The organism is Frankia umida (genome assembly GCF_023242945.1).
GTDB classification, from domain to species: Bacteria; Actinomycetota; Actinomycetes; order Frankiales; family Frankiaceae; genus Frankia; species Frankia umida.
Map to the genome: position 1 here is coordinate 92,886 of NZ_JALKFT010000010.1, position 20,793 is coordinate 113,678.

Sequence of the window (20,793 nt, forward strand, 5' to 3'; positions counted from 1 at the left end):
TGGTACGGACGGGGTCCGTCACTTTTGCGCCGCCTTCCGGCCACGGGCAGCCGGCGCCGGGCGCCAGCCGGTGAGGACGTCGGCGGTCACGTTGTGCCGGCCCATCACGTCAGCGAGAAACGCGTCGTAGACCTCGGCGGGCGATCCGTCGTAGAGCGGGTCGACCTCGTTGTGCCACTGACGCACCCAGGGCATCACCTCATGCAGACCGGCGAGCAGCGGGGTGAGACGTTCGGCGTTCCAGCCATCGTTGTCTTGTCGTTCAACGATGAGGGTTGCCAACGCCTGGGCCTGCTCGCGGTGATCCCAGCCGGCCCAGCCGATCAGCAGCGTCGGGTCGTTGTCCGGCCCGGCCGGCTGGTAGGAGATGAACCTCTCCTTGGGCACGTCCAGCTTGCCGCGCGCCCGCCAGTAGCTGGGCTTACGGAAATCGGCCTGGGCGTACTTCGGCGGCACCGGAATACTGTCGCGGATCGCCTTCGCGGCCTCCGGAGTCGCGGCGGTATCCTCGGCCCGCTGCTGATCCCAGACCGACTCCCAGTCGGCCCGCTTGACCAGGCCGGAGTCCTTGTAACGCAGGGCTGCCAGGAACGGGACGTGCTCGTTCTCGACCAGATCCCTGACGACCCTGTTCAGGCTCTCGCCCGGACGGTAGATCTCGGCGACGGCGACGAAGTCCGCGTCGGCCGCCAGCTCATCGGCCAGCCGGCCGGTCGTCCACAGCCGGGGCTGGACCATGCCGTCAACGTCGGCGAACCACAGCTCGCGGGCTTCCAGCCGGTCAAACAGCCAGTCCCGCAGCGCCGACTCCTGGAGCTTGTCCCACCCCTCGGTCGCCCAGCGACGCTTGTACTCGGGCTGCTCGATCAGCCCGATGTTCCGATCGGACTCAATGACGGAGATCCGCTTCTCCACCAACGCCCGATACTCGTCAGACCAGTGCGCAGGTAGCTCGGTGATCGGGGTGGAACCATGCCGGACGAACCACTCGGACGTCTCCTCGCCGGCCGCGATCTTCCCCGCCAGCACGACCTCGAATGCCCGCTCCCCCAGCCTGATCTCAGGAACGTCTGCGATCGGCAACGTCAGCTCGTCGGCAAGCAGCCCGTACTGCCGGTAGACCTGCCAGTCAAGCTCCTCCTGCAAGGCAACCATCCGTGCGCGGATGGACGTCCACTCAGCCTGCGCCGCGGCAAGCCAGGCTCGCGTCGGCACCCGGTCTGCCGCCGCCGTTGGGCTCACCGCCTCCAGCCGCTGCACCAGCCCATCCAGCTCCCGGGCCAGCTCCAACGGATACTCCGCCGGCAGCGGGAACTCCTGAAGTTTGGTGCCGGTGAACTCGTAGAAGTGCTCCCACTCGAACCGTGCGGTCGACCGCTCTCCGCCCCGGTTGCCCTTGTCGTGGCTGACCTGCTTGAGCCAGAAGCATGCCGTCGAGCTGTTCAACACCCCCAACAGCCGCAGATGCTCCTCCTCCGACGCCTCCACCGGCAACTTAATAACTGGCGCAGAATCTTTTACTGGAACACCAGCACGCTCAAGAAAAAAGTGATTATGCGATGCCACCAATGGATATGCAATAGTGAGAGTGGAATTCATTTTCGAGCGATACAACTCTCGCCATTCATACCAAGGTCTTCCGAGGTCGCGAATCGGAGTACCAAACCGCCTACGAACTGAAAGGAGCGTTCTCATCGGCCAGAGGATTTGAAGCATTTTTCCGAGGCCGTACTCGTCACGCAATTCCCAATTTTCCGAGTAGGGTACGAGCAACCATACCGGCTCACTCAGACCCCAATCTCGCACGAACGAACCTTCAATAGAGGGCCCGAGGAATTCGGCAGTCCTGAGAGCTGACGCCGTACGTCGAGCGACGTATGCAGAATCCTCTCCCGTCGTCACCATTCTCCCAGCTGCAGCGATAATACTGGAAAGCGGCGACCGCCCATCATTAAGCAGCTCGACTAGGTCAGCAGCCCCGCCACCAGACAGGCTCCACGGATGATGGAAGTACCGTTCACCCGGAACGTCTGCACATGAAACCCATGGACTCACACTTCCCGGAAGATCGTGTTGTTTCTTTATGGCAGACCAGACGAGCCCCTTAGAAGGCTCAGTCGGAATATTCGGCTCGCCACGAATTCCAAGCACAGAGCGAACGGCCGCCCCCCGGCGCGACTGCTGTCGACGGCCGATAATCATGACCGTCGGTGTTCCATGGTTCGGAACGTACGCTACCGACATGTCAATTACCCTGGATAGGGTGATCTTTGGGAGAAAGTTGCGCACCAGCTTGACACCAAACTCGCGCTTCATGAACGAATTTGCCGTAATCTGCCCTACGAAACCTCCACCTTTTCCGTTCTCCGGGAGCGCAAGCCCGAAAAATCGTTCAAAAAATGGGATCGTAAAAGCATATTCACGATAGCAATTTTCATAACGATCGCGATATGCTTCGGAAATTTTCTTGTCCGCCACCTGGATATACGGAGGGTTTCCTACGACCGCATGATACCGACCTTCGCTGAGAATTCCGGGGTGATTGACAAGATCCTCGGTAGCGTAGGCGAATTCGGCAAACTCGTCGAGGGCGTCGCCAAATATGTCAGGCTGGCGATTCTTGATCAGCGAGTCGCCTGTGGCCACGTGCAGCGGAAAAGCATAGCCGGCCGCCGCATCCAACGTTGTCAGCCCGATGGCCCGAAGCGCCTCGATGGTCAGGCGGAACTTGGCAATCGCGGCTGCGTACGGGTTGATGTCCACGCCGTGGACCGCGTCCAGGGCCAGCCGGACTCGTTCGAAGACATCGCGATCGGGAGCGTGCTTCTCCCATTCGGCGAGCAGCCGTCGAAAGGCTCCGATGAGGAAGTGGCCTGAGCCGCAGGTGGGGTCGATAAGTTTGACGACGTCGTAGCCGAACTCATCGATGGCGGGAGTCAGGGTCAGGTCGAGGATGAACTCCTCGACGAACTCCGGGGTCTGGAGCAGGGCGTACTTCTTGCGGACGTCCTCGGAGAGGTCCTGGTACAGGTCGCCGAGGAAGCGGGTGTCCCAGGTGGCGTCGGTGAAGTCGTGGATCAGGGTGCCGGCCTCGGTGCGTCGTCGCCAGAAGGCGAGGAGGTTCTTGGCGGCGTCGTGGGTGGGTGGGATCTGGAACAGGGCGTTATGCCGTCGGTCGAACAGGGCAGCGCCGACCGGCACCTTGGCGATCTCGTCGAAGGAGGCCAGCAGCCAGTCGCGGGCCGTCTTCTCCGGGTGCCGGGTGTAGAAGTCCTCGGTGCGTTCCTCGGCCAGGGTGAGGCGGGCCGTGGTGGGGCCGGCAAGGAACGGGTCGACGATCAGGCCGTTGTCCTCGCAGAAGCGGACGAACACCGTGCCCAGAACCCAGGCGACCGCCGCCTGGGTGACCCGCTCCCCGAGCCAGGCCGACCAGGTCGCCGCCGTTCGGCCGACGTCAATCGCCCGGTCGTACTCGGCGCGCAGCCGTGTTCTGACCTCGGCCATCTCGTCGACCTGCGCCCGCAGGTCCTTTTCCAGCTCTTTCACTTGCCGCTGGGCGTCCTTCAGCAATGCCACCCGGTCGATCACAAGCCTCTCCCCCACCCACGCAAAACAGATATCAGCGGCTTTCCAGTGGTCAGGACGCCTTCCCAGCCCGCCCGGGCTCGGCGTCGCCGGACCCGGACCGGTGCCAGTTGGTCGTCCAGGCGTCCGGCAGTGCGACCCACTCGCTCTCGGTCGCCACCTGGACCAGAGCGCCGTCGAGGCGCGGCGGGCGGGTCGGCTCTGTCGTCGGGCAGAGCACCCAGACGGGTCGTCCGCCGGCGCGGGCCCGCTCGGCGAGCGCGAACAGCACATCCATGCCCCGGCCGGCGTAGCGGCCGAAGATGCCGGCGTCGTGCAGCAGCAGTGGCGCCGGTCCCCCGTGCGGCCCGGTCCCGCCGGAAGCGTCGATCAGCCCGGTGAGCAGGGGTGCGGCCCTCTCCCAGGCGGTTCGGACGTATTCGGCGAGGTTGCCGGCGGCGCGGCTGCCCGGTTCGGCGGTGTCGGCGCGCAGGATCGTGGCCCAGGTCGGTCTGGGCCGGGGGTCGACCTGGGCGTGCAGCGCGTCGAGGAAGACGGCGGCGACGTCGACCGGCGCGGCGGCGAACCGGTGCGGCAGGGCCAGTTCCGTGCGGGCGGCCAGGTAGCGGCTGCGCCGGACGGTGAGCGCCCGGAACCCGCCGGCCTCGGCGGCGGCGGCGAGCCGCTGCTCGGTGAGCGACGCGGCCGCCTGCTCGGGGCTGTCGTACGCCCGTCGGGCGGGGCGGCTGCCCAGGTTGGTGGGTTGGCGCACGGACGGTGTCGCCCGCGAGCCGAGCCCGGTCGAGGTCAGCAGGCGGTAGGGCGGCACGTAGCAGTCCCGGGCCGCGTCCCATTCGAGGACGAACCCGGCGTCCGCCAGCGGGCCGTCGAGCGCGGGATGGGTCGGCAGGCTGGTCGTCAGCCCGGGGAAGCGGGTGGTGACACGTTCATGGATGGCCGGCACCTCGAGTTGCGGCCGGTCGAGGCGCTCACCCGGACCGCCCGACTGCGCCGGGATCGGCGTCGGCCGGGGCGGTAGCACCCCGGCCTGGGCCAGTCGCAGCGCCCGGACGAGACCCAGGTCGCGCGGGTAGATCTCCAGCCGGGCGTTGGCGGCGGCGTTGCGGGACGCGGCGGCGGCGAGCCGGACGAGCCGCTGCTCGTCCAGCGCCGGCAGCCCGGCCAGACCGTCAACCACCCCGGCGCTATCACCCGCCGAACCAGCCTCGTCGGCGTTGCCCGCGACCGGAGCGGCGGCGGCGCGGACGGCTGCCAGCTCCCGCAGCACGGTCGCCGGGGCGGGGATCTCCTCGGTCTTCGCCAGCCGGTCCGCGGCTTTGCCGAGGGCGATCGCGTAGGCGAACAGCGCGGGCGCGGTGGGTGTGAGCGGGTTGTCGTCCTCGGCTGCTTCCAGGGCCACGAGCGTCCGGTCGTAGAACCTCCGGCGCGCGAGGGTGGGCTCGCTGTCCCGGTCGACGGTTTCCAGGGCGGCGCGGACCGTGGCCGCTCCCAGCGCTCGGCGCTCGGCTGGTGGCCGTCCGCTGCCATGGCCGGCCAGGATGGCGGTCACCAGGTCCTCGAAGCCCATCACCCGGCCGGCATCGGCCAGGATCTCGACCAGCTCGTCGCGGACCGAGCGGACCGCATGGTCGGCATGCCAGGCCTTGCGGCGCGCGATGAGCACCTGCGCGATCCGGCCCGGCGTGACCCCGACCCGCTCGGCTATCTGCTGCTGCGGCGCCCACAGGGGCACGTCCGGGAGCCGTCCCTCGCCGTCGGGGAGGCCGAGCAGCAGGCGGGTCGCCTCCCGTTCGGTCGCGTTACGACCGCCGGGCAGGGCGCGGGGCAGCAACCGGCCGGCCATCTCCTCGACGGGCATCCGGGCGTAGTCGGCCGCGGCGTCCGGGGTGTTCACCGAGGGCGGTTGCTGGCCGGCCGGGCCTGGTTGGTTCGCCGTCGCATCCGGATCAGCACCGGTCGTCATGCCGCTGCCGGCCGCGGCCGCCGCGGCGGCGGCGAGGGCACGACGCCACTGGCGGATGCGGGACTGCAGCTCCTGACGGGTCTTCGCACCCGTGCCCGGCAGGCTGATGATCTCCTTCGAGCCCAACGCGAGCAGGTCGCCGACAATCGTCGCGTTCAGCCGGTGCGCCGCCGAAACCGCTCGCGGTGACAGACCCGCGGCCTCCAGCGGGGTTTCGCGCGTCGCCACCGCGGCGGCCGCGTCACGGGCCCGTCGCGCGGACTCCTCGTCGGCGACGTCCCCGGCGACCGCCGGCCCGGGAGTGGCGACGAGGGATTCGCGGCCCGTCGGATGTGCTCCGCCACGCGGCGAAGGATGAGCGGTGTTCGTCGGCGGGGTCGAGTCGGCGGCGCGGAAGACGGCGTGCCAGGCGTCCCGCATGTCCTTCAGCGCGGCGAAGCGTCGGGCGGCGTCCCGGTCGAACGCGCGCAGGAAGAAGGACGTGAGGCCGGTGCGGATCGCGGGGTCGAACGCCTCCGTCGCCACGGTCGGCGGGCCCTGGGTGAACCGGGCCTCGGCCGATCCGTCCCCCCACAGTGGCAGCTCGCCGGAAGCCATCTCGTGCAGGGTGACGGCCAGCGCGTAGCGCTCCGCGTGGTCGTCGTAGGTGGTGCGGATGCCGGTGCCGAGGAACGGGTCCAGGTAACGGGGGGTTCCGGCGGCGAGGTCGCGTACCGAGTGGTTGGCCAGCGAGAAGTCGATGAGGACGAGCTGGTAGGTGCGGTTCGGCCGCCTCCTGATCACAATATTGTCGGGTTTCAGGTCGCGGTGGGCGACGCCCTCGCCGTCCAGGTAGTCGACCGCGCCGAACAGGTAGTCGCTGTAGGTCTCCAGCTCGTCGACCGACAGGCGGCCCTCGCGCAGCTTGCGGGCGACGCTCTGCTCGCCCGCATGGTCGAGGACGAGGACGGCGCGCCCGCCGATCAGCAGCGTGTCCGGTCGGGCCAGGCGGATCACCCGGGAGTCGCCGAGACGGCGCAGCACCGAGGCCTCGTGCGCCAGCCGCGCGGCACGCTCGTCGGAGAGGGCGACCTTGAGGACCTCGTCGCGGTTGGTCCGCTCGTTGTGCGCGAGGAACGCCCGGCTGGTCGAACCGGTGCCGAGGCGCTCGCGGACGCGCCACTCGCCGCCGAGCAGATCGCCGCGCTGGGCTTCCAGCGGGTCGGGCTCCGGCTCGTCCTGGCCCGGCGGGTTCGTCGGCGACGCCGCCCCCATCCCCTCCCCGGAGGCTCCGGCGTCGTCGGCCGCCGAGTCGCCCGCCGCGGAGTCGCCGGCCGCCGTGGCATTGCCGACCGCTGCGGCCGGGTCGGGGCGGGCGAGCTCCTCCTCCACCAGGCCGAGCCAGTCCAGGAAATCTCTGGCGCTCTCGTGCCGCTCTTCGGGCAGCGGCTGGGTCGCACCCGCGACCAGATGGTTCGCCGTTTCGGAAAGCGAGTCGACGACCTCGGCGGGATGCAGGGCGCCGGACTGCTCCAGGCGCGCCTTCAGCGCGTTGGGGCTGTCCGCGGGCGGCTGGCCGGTGAGGATGAGATAGGCCAGCGCGCCCAGGCCGAAGACATCGATCCCGACCGGGTCCGGGAAGGGCGCGCCGATCTCGGGTGCCAGGTAGCCGCCTGCGGCCAGCTCCAGATGCGGCAGGAACCGGGCGGCCGGCTCGATCGCCAGCGCCATCGACGTCCTGCTCATCGCGCTGGTCAGGACGCCCGTACCCGAACCGGAGCCGACGTCGCGGGCCGCTGCCTGCCAGTCGCTGATGACCAGCCGGGGCGCGAGCCAACCCTGCTCGTCGCCGGTCTGTCGGCTGCTGTGGCGGCCCGAGGGCACGACCAGAACGCTGCGGGCCGCCAGCGCCCGGTGGTAGAGGTGACGACCGTGCGCGTAGGCGACGGCCTCCGCCAGCTGGCGGATCATTTTGAGTCGGGTTTCGGCGTCCAGGCGGTCGCCGTAGCGATCGAGGTACTGGTCGAGACGCAGTTCGTCCGGCCGATGCCGGAAGATCAAAGCCGGGCCGGCCTCGTGGCTTTCCAGTCCGTCCACCTGGACGATGCCCGGATGGTCGATCCCGTGCAGCACCAGGAACTCGCGGCGGGCGGTCGCCTCACGGCTCGCCCGCTCGGCCTCGCCCGCGGCCCGTTCGACGAGGTAGATCCGCACGCGGCGGCGCTCGGAGGCGACCTGGGCATGGGTGGCGTGGTGGTCCTGCCAGGTCTGGCCCGAGTCGAACGCCGGGAACTCCAGCTGCCAGGAGCCGACCTGCTGGTGGCGGCGGCTTCGCGCGATCCCGACCGTCGGTAGCAGCTTGGCGAGCGCCTTCGACAGGTCGGGGAGGATCCGCTGTCGCTCGTCGCGCAGGGGCGCGTCCAGCAGGCCGGACCAGATCGACGGCAGCGCGCTTCTGCCAGCGGCCGTGCTGGCCGCTTCGGGGCCGAAGATCCAGTGCAGCTGGTGGTCGGGAAGCTCGACCCGCAGGGTGGGGTTCGACAGAAAGACCGCTGGCTGGATGAACGGAACCCGGACCCGCCCCTTGCCCTGCGCGCGGTTGGCGTTCTCCAGCAGGGACCGCAGCTCCTTGGACTTCTGGTTCGCCAGGTGCAACGGATTGTCGAAGATCCGCGGCTGGCCGGAGGCGCGATGCTGGGTCCAGTTCGATCCCGAGGCAGTCAGCCGTCCGGCCAGACTTTTGATCTCGATGAGGTAGACCCCGCCGCGGGCGATGACCAGCAGGTCCACCTCACGGATGTGCCCGGTCGTCGCCGTGAACGTGAAGTTCGACCAGGCCCGGTAGGGCTCGGCGTCCGGCAGCAGCGTCCTGACCTGCTCCAGCGCCTCCCGCTCATGGGAGAACTGTGACGGCGTGACCGTCTCCCACCGGCCCTCTCCCTCGCGCACACCGACCCCCGCCGTCGTCGCGACGCCCACCCCCAGACGCCGCACCCCCATTTGTCGCAATGAGGGAGACTAGACCACTGTGCTACCAGAGCGAACCAGTGGCCACGCTTGGTCGCAATCACCTCCGCACGAGCATCCGGTCGGCCACTGAACGCAGCACGGGAAGCCGACATCCTGGGCCGTAGGCTGGTGCGGTGGGAGGTCGCGGGGTGGACGGGCGCGCTCAGCCGGTGCCGTTCCTGCGCCGGATGCGGGTACGGGGCTTCCGGTCGATCCGCGACGCGGAGGTGACGTTCGGGCCGCTGACGGTGCTGCTCGGGCTGAACGGCGCGGGCAAGAGCAACGTTCTGGACGCGGTGCGGTTCGTGGGCGACGCGCTGACCAGTTCGCCGGGCCAGGCTGTCACCGACCGCCAGGGCCCCGCCGTGGTCCTTCACCGCGGGTACTCAGCTGCGGGTCCGGGCAGGATGCACCTCGAGGTGGACGTCGAGGTGCATTCGCCACCAGGCTCGACCAGCACCGGCGACCAGCTGCTGACGGCCCACTACGCCTTCGGGCTTCGGTTCGACGACGAGGCCGAGGCCGGCACAGTGATCGAGCATGAAGAGTGCACGGTCACCAGCGCCGAACCCGGACTGTCAGCGAGTTACCTGGCCCACCACGGCCGGGTTCTTCGCGGTCCTGACCAGTTGATGGGGCCGGTCGCGGACACCGGCACGCTGGTGCTGCCCGCCGCCGCCCGCTGGCTGCCGTTCGCCCCCGTTCAGGCCGCGCTGCGCGGGATGGCGTTCCACGCCCTGAGCCCGGCCGCGATGCGGCCCGCACACCCGCGTGCCGCGCAGCTGACCCTCGACCCGGCCGGCGGACGACTCGCCGAGATCCTCGACCAGCTCGCCGCCCGTAATCCGGCCGCGAAACAGCGCGTCGATGACTATCTCGGCGCGATCCTGCCCGGCGCGCTCGGGATCGACACGTTCACCATCGACCAGTACCAGACCGTCCGGCTACGCATGGCCGACCCGACCGCCGAGCAGGGCGTGGCGGTGTTCCCGGCAATCGCGATGTCCGACGGAACTCTGGCCGCTGCCGGGCTGCTCACCGCGCTGTTCCAGCCCGGCACCTGGACCGGTGCGGTCCCGCTCGTCGCCGTCGAGGATCCCGAACTGGGGCTGCACGCCAGCGCCATCGGCGCCCTGTTCGACGCGCTCACCGAGGCATCCGAACATGTCCAGGTCATCGTGGCCACGCAGAGCGCCGACCTGCTCGACCGCAAGGACTTCCCACTCGACGCGGCCCGCATCGTCGAAACCCGCGACGGCGCCAGCGTTGTCCACGAACTCGGTCAGCCGATCCGCGAGGTCGTCCATCGCCACCTCGCCACCCTCGGCGAACTTCAACGCTCCAACCAGCTCACCCCCTGGCCCGACCCACCCGTTGCCGACCCACCCGTTGCCGGCACAGCACCGTGAGTCCGCCAGGACCGGTCATCGCGACCGTCGTTGAGGGCGAAGGCGAGGTCACCGCGCTGCCTGTGCTGCTACGCCGGCTGGCCTACCAGCTCGGATACCGGACTGCGCACTTTCCCAAACCCCATCGCCATCACCGCGGCGCCCTTGTCCAACCCGGCGGCCTCGAGCGCATCATCGAGCAGGTAGCCGTCCTCACTCCCACCGCGCCGGCGATCCTCGTCGTGTTCGATGCCGACGACGACTGTCCTGCCGCGCTGGCTCCGGCCCTGCTCGCCCGCGCCCGGGCCATCCGGCCCGACCGGCGCATCGCCGTCGTGCTCGCCAACCGCGAGTTCGAGTCCTGGTTTCTCGCCGCCGCACCCTCACTCGCCGGGATCCGCGGGCTGGCCGCCGACCTCAAAGCCCACCCCGACCCGGAAAACCCGCGCGACTGCAAAGGGTGGCTCACCCACCAACGCGTCGACGGCCAGCGCTACCGGCCCGCCGTCGACCAGTCCGCCCTCGCCGACGCGATCGACCTCGCCGCGGTCCGCCAGAACGCGCCGTCCTTCGACAAGTTCTGCCGCGATGTCGAACGTCTGCTCGTCGCCGCGACAAGCAACCAGCACAATTAGCACGGTCGGCATTTCCCGACACGGCGACATCTGCGCGGTCGCGAGGTGGCACCGACACCGGCGGCGGATTCGTCCTCGTTCTCGGCCCCACAGCCTTGGTCGCCGTGCTCGATCTGGCCCGCGCCGCACGCCCACACCGGATGGCCTGCGGGTAGGTCGGAACAGGTCAGCGTGGCGTGAAAGTGCAAGAGGCCCGGAGCGCTATGCCAGCCGCCGGGCGAACCGGTGGTACATCCGTTCGCCGAACCGTTCCGCCTCGTACTCGCTCCCACCATGGCCGGCCGCCAGGAAGGAGCGGTGATGCGCGATCTCGTGGAAGATCGTGATGATCGCCGTCCGCCTGTCCGTGAGGGCGAGGTCCGACAGTTGGATGAGTGGTCGCCGCCGTGACCCGAGAAGCGGCCGGCCGCCTCCGTCGTGCGGGCTCGCTCCGAACGCGGGCTGGCCCCGCGGCCCGGGCAGAACACGCACATGTTCGATGTCGTAGCCACGCACGCTCAGGCCGTGCCGACCCAGCGTCGTCGTCACCTGACGGACACTGACCGCCGAAGCAACCTTTCCCGTTGACCGTCCTCGTACGGCCTGATTCTCCATTGCACACCCCGCAACCAGTCACAGTTTCCGTTGAACTGGACCGAGTGCAGCAGGATGAATATTGACCAGTCGATGGCTACGGATGAACCCGGCGGAAGCCGGAAGCGGCTAACGATGCCAGATCCCTGACCTGCACGATGACGCGCGGCGGCGCGTGCTCGTATGCTGTCCCGGAACGTCCGAGGCGGGGGGCCGGAGGGGTGACAACGCTGAGCGCAGCCGATTCCGGTGATCTCTCGACGGTGCGTTCGTGGAGTGATCTCGCCGCCCATCTCCAGGGCATCCAGAAACGAAGCGGCCTGAGCCTCGGCGATATCCAGCGGGCAGCAAAGAAACTCGCGGCCTCGGGTTCGCCGTACTGCGAACTGCCCACCAGCACCGTGAGCGACGCGCTGAACGGTCGCAGGACGATCAGAAACGACCTGCTCAGGACCCTGCTCGAGGTCCTGGAGGTGCCGTCCGAGGAACGACAGAAGGTACGGCAGGCATGGCAGCGGCTGAGCACGAGCGTCGGCCAGGGGCCGGCCCTCGCCGGCCACGTCGCCGAGGCAACCGGCCGTGATCTTGGGGTCCATCCCGCGATTCCGCTTTCCGACGGCTTCGGCCGGCCAACCATCGGCGGCGGCAGCGGCGAGTTTCCCCGCTATGTCGAACGGGATTTTGACCAGACCCTCCGCGAGATGATCAAAAAGGGTCTGCAGGAGGGTGTCTTCGTCCTGCTGCTCGGCGGTTCCTCCTGCGGTAAGACCCGATCGCTGTTCGAGGCCGTCCGGGCGCTCGTGCCAGGTTCGTGGTGGCTGGCGCAGCCGACGACCACCCAGGAGATTCGCGATCTCGTCCAGGTGCCGACCGAGGACACCGTGCTCTGGCTGGATGACTTCCACCAGTTCCTCGGTGCCGATCCGCCGCTGCGTCAGGCGGACTTCAAAGCCCTCCGCAAAGCGGGGATGATAATCGTCGGCACGGTCTGGCCCGTCCATTATCATTCACGCCGACAACTGGACTACGGCGATACCGGTGACATCTACGCCGAGGATCGGAAGATCCTCGAAGCCTCGGAGCTGATCCCGGTCTCGGCCCAGCTCAGCGAGGGCGAACTGCGGCGTGCTCGTGCGCTCGCGCCGACCGATCAGCGCGTGGCGACCGCTCTCAGCATGGTCGACACGGGATTCACCCAGGTCCTGGCGGCCGCACCTGACCTCGTCCATCTGTGGGAGGTCCCGCCTACGCCGTACTGTCAGGCGGCCATCTCCAGTGCGGCGGACGCGCGCCGGCTTGGTGTACGCGTCTCGCTGTCCACCGACACCCTCGCCACGGCGATGGCCGGCTATCTGACCCGCTCGCAACGTGCCTCGCCCGCGCGGACCTGGCTGGAACGCGCGTTGGCGCACGCCGCGAGCCCGCGCCACGGTGAGGTGACCGCGCTCATCCCGGACGGCGACGACGGCTCGGCGGAGACGTTCGACGACCACCGAGCGGCCGTGTCCTACCGCGCGGCGGACTATCTGACGGAATACATCGGTCGGGCCCGCCGGACCATCTGCCCGCCGGAGAGCCTGTGGCAGGCACTGGCCAGGGACCTGCGCGGCGCCGAGGATCTGCGCCGGCTGGCCGGCGCGGCGCTGGCCCGGATGCGCTACACCTACGCCGAGCGCGCACTGAGCCGGCTCCACGACGAACATGACGACTCCGCGGCCAGCGCGGAACTCATCGCGCTCCTGCGCCGCCAGGACCGGCTCGACGAGGCCCTCGAGGTCGCCGACGTGTCGCTGGCGGCGAAGCCCGCCGACCAGCAGCGACGGGACCGCTGGGATGCCCTGATCCGACTGCAGGTACACGTCGACAAGCTCCGGGACCCGGCGAAGGACGATCCCCACAGCGCGGCGCAGCTCGCCGAACTCCTGGCCGACGGAGGACGGGCGTACGAGCTACGCAGCCTCGCCGAACGGGGCAACGCCCGCGCGGCGGAGAACCTCGCCGAGCTCCTGGCCGAGCGAGGCGCCGTCGTCGAACTACGGGAACTCGCCCAGCGCGGTGAATGGATGGCGGCCGAGCTGCTCGCCGGGCTGCTCGCGAGCCTCGGCCGGGTCTCCGAGCTGGAGGCACGCGCGAACGCCTCCGATGCCGCCGCCAGACGCCACCTGGTGCGTGTACGCGACAAGCCGCGCGAACCACCGTCCGCGGATCAGCTGAACCAGCTGCGGGCGGTCGCCGACAGCGGCCGCGAGGCCGAAGCCAACGAGCTGACCCAACTGCTCTTCGACGCGGGCGACCGGTTCGGGCTGCTGGCCGAGGTGAACGCCGGTACCCACCGGGCCGCCGAGCGATATCTGGCGCTACTGGCCGCCGATTCCACGGTCGACCGGATCACCGTACGCACCATCCGGGCCTATGGCCTGGATGCCGACGGCCGGCCCGCCGACGCCACCACCACACCGTGACCATCCAGCACGCCTCCGGGCGGGCCGATGCGGGACAGCAGACCCGCGAAAGGGAAACCGTGGCCGACGACGATCTCACCCCCTCCGACGGAGCCGTCCTGCTCGCCCTGATGGCGGAGGCCCGCGCGATGCTCAACACCGAGCTCTTCGAGCTCTACGGCATCGACGTCCGCAAGCCTCAGCGGGACAAGCTCAACCGGCTGCGGCTGCTGCGCAGCGTGCGCTCCCGTCGCACCTATCAGCATGACCTGGACGAGAAGGGCTGGGTGCGGCTCCAGACGCCGGTGGATGTGAGCAGCCCGCGGGCACGGGCCATCGGCGGAGCTCTGCTCGCGGTACACCTGAACCTGCTCAACCGGGTGGTGCCCCGCAGCGAGTTCGAAAGTCTCGGCGAGATGTTCTCCCGCGCCGCTGTCACCCCGACGCGCCGGCCGGGAAACCTGGAGATCCGGCTGCGCGGTGCCTACACGGCACTCACCGCGGAGCCCGGGGGTTGGGTGTCACTGACCAGAATCCGACCGTTCTTCACCGACGTCGCACCGGCCGACCTCGATGCGGCGCTGGTCAGTCTCAGCCGGGGCGGCGACGTCAACCTCGTCCCGGAGAACAACCAGAAGATGCTCACCGACGCCGACTGGGCCGCGTCGGTTCACATCGGCGGTCAGGACAAGCATCTGCTCGCCATCGGAGTGTGATGGACAGCGCGCAGCGGACCGCCCTGGATTCGATCCAGCTCACCTGGGCGCCGGTACCGGACGACGTCTGGCGATCGCTTTCCTACCATGTGGACGGCCTGCATCCAGGTGTGGTCCAGGCGGTGGAGATCGGTCTGCGCGAAGCCGCGGACAGCGCGGACGCCAGCCCCATCGGTCTGGTGCTGCAGGGCCAGCGTGGCTCCGGTAAGACCCACCTGCTGGGCTGGCTACGGCGCGAGGCCCAGGAGCAGGGTGGCTATTTCTTTCTCGTCAGCCTCCTGAGCACCAAGGACATCTGGGTAAGCATTCTGACGTCCATGCTCGACGGGCTGGCCCGACCGATGGCGGACGGTGAGACCCAGCTTCGCGTGCTCCTCCGGCGGCTCTCGGCCCGAGTGGGCGTTCCGCCCGCGGAGCGACGTGCGCTGCTGGGCGAGACCGAGCTGACGAAGGAAAAGCTGGACCTGTTCATCTCCGCGATCTCCGCGTCGGACGGCTACGTCTTTCGGACCAGTCGGGACACCGCCCGAGCGCTGGCCCTCAGCGCGTCCCCGGGCACCGACCACCAGAACATCGCCGACGACTACTTCGCCTGCGACGAGGAGAGCACACCCGGAGACCGTGCGTTCTGGGGAATGCGTCGCACCACCCGCACGGCGGAGGAGATCGTCCAGGAGCTGTCGCGCCTGATCGCGTTGACCGGCCCCTCGGTGATGGCCTTCGACCAGATCGACGTCCTGCTCTCGCAGTCCAATCTGCTCGTCGACTCCGCCGCGGCCGGCAGCGAGCCCAGCCACGCTCCCAGCCAGGCCCAGCTGCTTCTGCTCGACAGCATCGCCGGGGGTCTGATGACCCTGCGCGAACGGACCAGGCGCACCCTGACGGTGGTCGCCTGCATCCCCGGCTCCTGGGATCTGATCAAAAAGAAGGCGGTCGACACTGTCCGCGACCGTTTCCGGGAAGCTCCACAGCTGAAGTCGATCAACCGCCCGGACCTCGCCCGTGAGATCGTGGCGCAGCGTTTCAAGCCCTACTTCGCGGCGGCCGATTTCGACCCACCGTATCCGACCTGGCCCATTCATCCGGACGCCTTCTCATCCGGCGGGGACTTCACCCCACGGCAGCTTCTCATCCTCATCGACGCCCACATCCGCGCCTGCCGACTGCGCGATGAGGCCACTGAAATGCGCACCCTCAAGGAGAAGACGACGGGACCACCCCTGAAGGTGGATCCCGACCTTCCGACCATCAGCACGACTGTTCTCGCCCGCTACGACGAGCGATTCGCCGAGCTGAAGCACAAGGCGGATGTGATCACCCCGCTGGAGCCCGACACCGAGGACACCGCGGTGCCGCCCCTGCTGGCCGCCGGCCTCACCGCGTGGATTCTGGAACGGCCGGACAGCCCGAAACGCTTCTCGATCGATCCCGCGCCGAGCGGGCGGCCGGACCTGCACGCCCGGTTGCGCCTCACCCTCGCCGAGGATATCGAGGACGAGGTTCACTGGTGCTTTCGCGCGGTCAGCGGTGGGCACCACGGAAACGCCGCGCTGAACCGACTCCGCAGATCCATCACAGCCGCCGCCCTGGACCCGGAGATCAGCAAGCGAAAGCTTTTTCTACTCCGCCAGGAGGACTGGTCAACCGGGGCCAAGACGCGCGAGTCGCTGGACGTCGTGGAAGCCTCTCACGGCGACACCCTGGCGCTCGACCACGAGGATCTGCGCATCCTCTCGGCGCTGCGGACGATGCTCGACGAGGACCGGAGTTCACCGAGCCACGGGACGTCCGACCTGGGCCAGTGGCTGCTGGCCCGACGCCCCACCGAGACGGTCACGGTGTTGGGTAAGGCGCTCCGCGATGTCGCCGACTGGCTGCCCCCGGAAGCGAGCGCCACCGTCACGCGACCCAAGGACACGCCCACGGAGGCGACCTCCGTCGCGGATACCGCTGGGAGCACCCGAACCACCGGAACCACCGGGACCACCCCGCTGGTGCGACCGACCCTCGATATCGGACACGATCACGCGACCGCCGAGCCCGTGGCACTCGAGTTGGAGGCCCTGCGCAAGCATCTGATCGTCATCGCCGGCTCGGGTTCGGGCAAGACGGTGCTCCTGCGCCGCATCGTCGAGGAATGCGCCCTGCGGGGCGTATCCGCGATCGTGCTCGATCCCAACAACGACCTGGCTCGCCTCGGGGACGCCTGGCCAGAGCCGCCGAGCCTCTGGGGTGCGGACGACGGCCCCAGAGCCGTGGAGTACCTGGACAACACCGAGGTCGTGGTGTGGACCCCACGCCGCGAGGCCGGTCGTACGCTCAGCTTCCAGCCCCTGCCGGACTTCCCGGCCACCCTGGCCGACCCTGACGAGTTCGCCGAGGCCGTGGAAGTGGCGGTCGCCGCCCTGGTGCCGCGGGCGATGCTGGACGGAAGGGCGGCGAAGGCACATCTGGGCCGCGCGGTGCTGCGCCGGGCCGTCGAGCACTTCGGCCACCGGGGTGGCACCCGGTTGACCGGCCTGATCTCCCTTCTCGCCGATCTACCGGCGGACATCATCGACCTGGACGGCGCCGAGAAGATAGCCGCGGGGCTCGCCCAGACACTCAGCGCCGCGATGGTCAACGACCCACTGTTCGGCGGCTCCGGCACGCCCGCGGACCCCGGCGTCCTGCTCACCCCGGCGGCGGGAAAGCGTGCCCGCATCTCGGTCATCAGTTTCGTCGGTCTGCCCGACGAGGGCGTCCGGCAGAGCTTCGTGAACCAGCTTCAGATGGCGCTCTTCTCCTGGATCAAGAAGAACCCCGCGGTGGACCGTCCCCTGCTCGGGCTGCTGGTCATGGACGAGGCCCAGACGTTCGTCCCGTCGGGTGCGATGACCGCGTGCACCCAGAGCACACTCGCCCTCGCCTCCCAGGCCCGCAAGTACGGTCTCGGCCTCGTGTTCGCCACCCAGGCACCGCGCGCCCTGCACAACCGGGTGCCAGGCAATGCCGCCACCCAGATGTACGGCCTGCTCAACAGCCCCACGCAGGTGGAAGTGGCCCGGGAGATGGCGAAGGCCAAGGGCGGCGATGTCCCGGACATCTCACGCCTACGCACCGGCGAGTTCTACGTCGCGCTGGAGGGCGAGGCACCGCGCAAGATCCGAACGCCCCTCAGTCTGAGTTACCACCCACGCGGGCCACTCACCACCGAGGAAGTGGTCGCCCGCGCCCGGCAGTAGACCACGGTGCGCTCAGCGCCGGTCCGACTTATAATAAGATCATCGGTATATGCTGACCACATGGGTATCGATGAGATGCGGGAACCCACGTTCCTGGTGCTGGCGGCGCTCGCCGACGGGGCCAAACACGGGTATGCGCTGATCGGGGAGGTCTCGGCGATCTCCGGCGGGCGGGTGACGTTGCGGGCCGGCACGTTGTACGCCGCGCTCGACCGGCTGACCGGGGAGGGCCTGGTGCGCCAGAGCGGCGAGGAGGTGGTCGAGGGCCGGCTGCGCCGCTACTACGACCTCACCGAACCGGGCGCCGAGATTCTTGCCGCTCAGGTCGACCGGCTTCGGTCGAACGCGGCCGAAGCCGACCGCCGGCTGCGGTCCCGGCGGCGGCTGGGAACGGCACCGGCATGACCACGTCTCGGCTTGAGATCGCCTACCGTCGGCTGCTCCGCTGCTACCCGCCTCGCTGGCGCCACGACCATGAGGACGAGCTCATCGCCACCCTGCTGGACCTGGCCGACGCGACCGGTCGCACCAGACCGAGCCCGGCGGACATCGCGGACCTGGTCGTCCACGGCCTGGCCACCCGACTCGGCGTATCACTGGGCCTGGTGCCCGTGGTCGTGCGGCAGCGGACCGCGATCCTGGCCCTGTCGTCCCTCGCGGTGCTGTCGGCGGGGCTGTTCGTAGTCGCGGAGGTGGTACCGAAACCTTTGCCGGCCTATGCGGGCAATCCGCCGGGCGCCGGTCTGACCTTCGGGCCGTTTGTCACCCTCGGTGCGGCGATCTATCCGCTGCCGGTTGCCGCCCTCGTCGCCGCGTCGGCCGGAGCACGCCGCACAGCTCGCGTGCTGCTGGGCCTGACGTGCATCGCGGTGTGCGCTGCTGTGCTCGTGGCCGCGTGGACCGATATCGCGCGGCCACCGCTCTATCTGCTCGCCGTGCTGTTCCTGCAGGCGGGGATGGCGTCGGCGGGGATGCCAACGGCGCTCCGCCGCCGCGACCTGTTCACCGCGGCGGCGCTGTTCTGCCTGTTCTTGGCGGCGGCCGGAACTTACAGTCTCTCCCTCGTCCATTCCAACGGCTATGTGTATTACAACAACCCATTCGCCGCCTACCGAGGGCCGGACGGTCTGGTCGACAGCATCCAGAGGATCCTCCCGGCCACGGTCCTCGTGGGCGTTGCAGCCGCGACCGTGATCAGCCTGAGGCGACCCGGCTGGGCCGTCGCGGTCTTCGTCGTCGGTGCGGCCTGGTCACTGATGCCCATCGCCGAGTCGATCCGCTACTACCCGTGGGGATCGGCGAACGACGTCGTCAGCGGCGGCTTTCTCCTCGCCGCCGTCCCCGTCGTCCTTGCAGCCGTTATGGACCTGTCCCGCGCTGCCAGCCCGCACGGGTTGGGATCCGCACCGGTACGTCAGGGATCAGCACCTCCCAGCAACGACCCCGACCAGGGGTGACATCACCTGGGTCTCGGGCAGTCAGTCCGGGCCCGGACCCCGCGGGGACGGCTCCGGGCGCCGACGAACGGAACGGTCATGACTCTGCCGGCCGGCTCGGTGGCAACCGCAGCGCTGTGATCCCGCCACCGCCACCCCCCGCAACCGGCCCCACAGCAAGATCCACCTATACGGGTCGGTTGGGGGCATATCGGACACGAACACCCCCACGGCGACCCGTGTGCACCCTGCACACCCGTAGCCTACTGAAAGCGGCGTCACAGAAGGTGACCGTGGTCGAGGGAAGGCGTCGCGTCGCATGAACAAGCCAGCGGAGTCGGCCACGGGACGAGCTCGAACCGTTCGCTACGGGCGGCATCGAGGGGAGGTGCCGCACCGCGGTCCGCTCGGCGGTCGCCACCGGCTAGCGCGCCGTCCACAGCATTCCGCCCACCGCCTGGATGAGCGGGGGTCACCGTCCGGTCTCGATCACCTGCCCGTCGGCGGGACGGGCGGGACGGGCGGGATGGCGAGGCGGTCTGGCGGCGGGGCCTCGGCCGCTTCGCGGATCCCAGGGTAGCGTGCCGCCGTCGCCTCGTACCAGCGTCCGTAGCGGCGGGCGCCCCACGGTGCGGTGAGGCCGTGCAGGACCACGCTCATACCCACGGTGAGCATCACCACCGTGACGATCTGGTGCTGTTCGGGCAGCCCGCTGGTGGCGACCAGATCCGCGAAGACGATCGACGCCAGCCCCCGTGGCCCGAACCAAGCCACATACGCCACGGTCGGCGGGGCGACCTTCGAACCACCCAACGAGACGGCGACCGGGATCATCCGGATGACGGTCAGGCTGAGCAGCCCGTAACCGAACGCCGTCCAGGTCGCGTGGGCGAGGGCCGGTGCCAGCAGCAGGGCGCCGAACAGCACCAGGCTCACCGAGACACCGAGCTGGGCGACATCCTGCGGCGTCTGCTGAGCCGCGGCCAGGCTCTCCCGCCCGACCAGGCCGGTCACGAGACCGGCGGCCCAGGCCGCGATGAAGCCGCTGCCGTCGATCAGGTCCGCCAGCACGTAGGCGAGCGTCGCCATGGCCAGCAACGCGAGCGACTGCCACAGCCGACTGGACCAGCCCCTGCGCGCCGACCACCGCAGGGTCAGCGCGCCACCGGCGCCCAGCGCCATCCCGATGGCGCCGGAGGCCAGCAGGGCGCGCAGAAACACCGACACGGCATGTCCGTTGCCGACGGTGTTCTCCTCCTCCAGTGCCAGGGCCAGGAAGATGGTCACGAACGGAAGTGCCAGCCCGTCGTTGAGGCCACCTTCGACGTTCAGCGCATGTCGGATCAGCCGGGGAACCCGCCGGTTGTTGATGACCGGCAACCCGAGGGCCAGGTCGGTGGGTGCCAGGATCGCCGCCAGCAGCGCTGTCTCCCACCGGTCGAGGCCGGGAAACAGCACCGATGCCAGCAGCCAGCCGACGGCGATGGTCAACGGGAATCCGATGCCCAGCAGCCGGCCGGGCAGCGGTGACTCCGTCGCCCAGGGGCCCAGACCGGCCCCCATCGCGTCAGTGAACAGCACGATCACCAGGGTCAGTTCCAGAACGGCGGTAACGCCATGTTCGCCGACGGACGAGGTGATCAGCCCCGAGACCTGGTCGCTGGCCAGCAGACCGGCCGCGGTGAACACCAGCGCGCCGCTGATCGGTGTCTGCCGCAGGCGCCGCTCCACCAGCGCGTAGGCCATCAGCGTCACCGCCACGACCGCGACCGCGGACTCCAATGCCGTTCTCCTGCCTCACATCAGTTCGCCCAGGTCATCAGCGGAGAGTGCAGCCGGCGGGG

Annotated in this window: 11 protein-coding genes; 7 read left to right on the forward strand and 4 right to left on the reverse strand. The window is 69.3% G+C overall.

The genetic code is table 11. The features are described 5' to 3' along the window. Positions 1-18: 18 nt before the first annotated feature. Together pglX and pglW are read right to left on the reverse strand one after the other, a co-directional pair. Entirely contained in the window at positions 19-3,588 is a 3,570-nt protein-coding gene (pglX, locus tag MXD59_RS12290) for a BREX-2 system adenine-specific DNA-methyltransferase PglX (RefSeq protein WP_248824788.1), read from the reverse strand. A 49-nt stretch (positions 3,589-3,637) separates the two neighbouring features. Next, entirely contained in the window at positions 3,638-8,476 is a 4,839-nt protein-coding gene (gene pglW / locus MXD59_RS12295) for a BREX system serine/threonine kinase PglW (protein WP_372512050.1), read from the reverse strand. A gap of 194 nt (positions 8,477-8,670) precedes the next feature. On the opposite strand from pglW, the gene MXD59_RS12300 reads away from it, so the two are divergent. Together MXD59_RS12300 and MXD59_RS12305 are read left to right on the forward strand one after the other, a co-directional pair. Continuing rightward, on the forward strand, positions 8,671-9,945 hold the full coding sequence (locus tag MXD59_RS12300) for an AAA family ATPase (RefSeq protein ID WP_248824790.1): 1,275 nt from the start codon (positions 8,671-8,673) through the stop codon (positions 9,943-9,945). Then, complete coding sequence (locus tag MXD59_RS12305) at positions 9,942-10,559, forward strand: DUF4276 family protein (RefSeq protein WP_248824791.1); 618 nt, start codon at positions 9,942-9,944, stop codon at positions 10,557-10,559. Before MXD59_RS12300 ends, MXD59_RS12305 begins: the two co-directional genes overlap by 4 nt. Positions 10,560-10,760: 201 nt before the next feature. Here MXD59_RS12305 and MXD59_RS12310 read toward each other — a convergent pair whose 3' ends face one another. Continuing rightward, positions 10,761-11,087 (reverse strand): hypothetical protein, encoded by a 327-nt coding sequence (locus MXD59_RS12310; protein WP_248824792.1) that lies wholly within the window; start codon positions 11,085-11,087, stop codon positions 10,761-10,763. Positions 11,088-11,353: 266 nt separating this feature from the next. Between MXD59_RS12310 and MXD59_RS12315 the strand changes: the two genes are divergently transcribed. Genes MXD59_RS12315 through MXD59_RS12335 form a run of 5 tightly spaced genes read left to right on the forward strand, consistent with a single transcriptional unit; the run spans position 11,354 to position 18,970 of the window. Beyond that, the gene (locus MXD59_RS12315) at positions 11,354-13,594 is read left to right on the forward strand and encodes a hypothetical protein (RefSeq protein ID WP_248824793.1); all 2,241 of its coding nucleotides are present in this window, start codon (positions 11,354-11,356) and stop codon (positions 13,592-13,594) included. 59 nt (positions 13,595-13,653) lie between these two features. Continuing rightward, entirely contained in the window at positions 13,654-14,289 is a 636-nt protein-coding gene (locus MXD59_RS12320; RefSeq protein WP_248824794.1) for a hypothetical protein, read from the forward strand. Further along, positions 14,289-17,513, forward strand: coding sequence for a helicase HerA domain-containing protein (locus MXD59_RS12325; protein ID WP_248824795.1), 3,225 nt, complete (start codon positions 14,289-14,291; stop codon positions 17,511-17,513). The genes MXD59_RS12320 and MXD59_RS12325 overlap by 1 nt, the downstream gene beginning before the upstream one ends. 60 nt (positions 17,514-17,573) lie before the next feature. Continuing rightward, positions 17,574-17,918 carry a PadR family transcriptional regulator gene (locus MXD59_RS12330; protein ID WP_248824796.1) on the forward strand — a complete coding sequence of 115 codons (345 nt, stop codon included), beginning with the start codon at positions 17,574-17,576 and terminating at the stop codon, positions 17,916-17,918. After that, positions 17,915-18,970, forward strand: coding sequence for a hypothetical protein (locus tag MXD59_RS12335; RefSeq protein ID WP_248824797.1), 1,056 nt, complete (start codon positions 17,915-17,917; stop codon positions 18,968-18,970). The genes MXD59_RS12330 and MXD59_RS12335 overlap by 4 nt, the downstream gene beginning before the upstream one ends. A 468-nt stretch (positions 18,971-19,438) precedes the next feature. Here MXD59_RS12335 and MXD59_RS12340 read toward each other — a convergent pair whose 3' ends face one another. Further along, positions 19,439-20,731 carry a cation:proton antiporter gene (locus MXD59_RS12340; protein ID WP_248824798.1) on the reverse strand — a complete coding sequence of 431 codons (1,293 nt, stop codon included), beginning with the start codon at positions 20,729-20,731 and terminating at the stop codon, positions 19,439-19,441. Between the last annotated feature and the right edge of the window lie 62 nt (positions 20,732-20,793).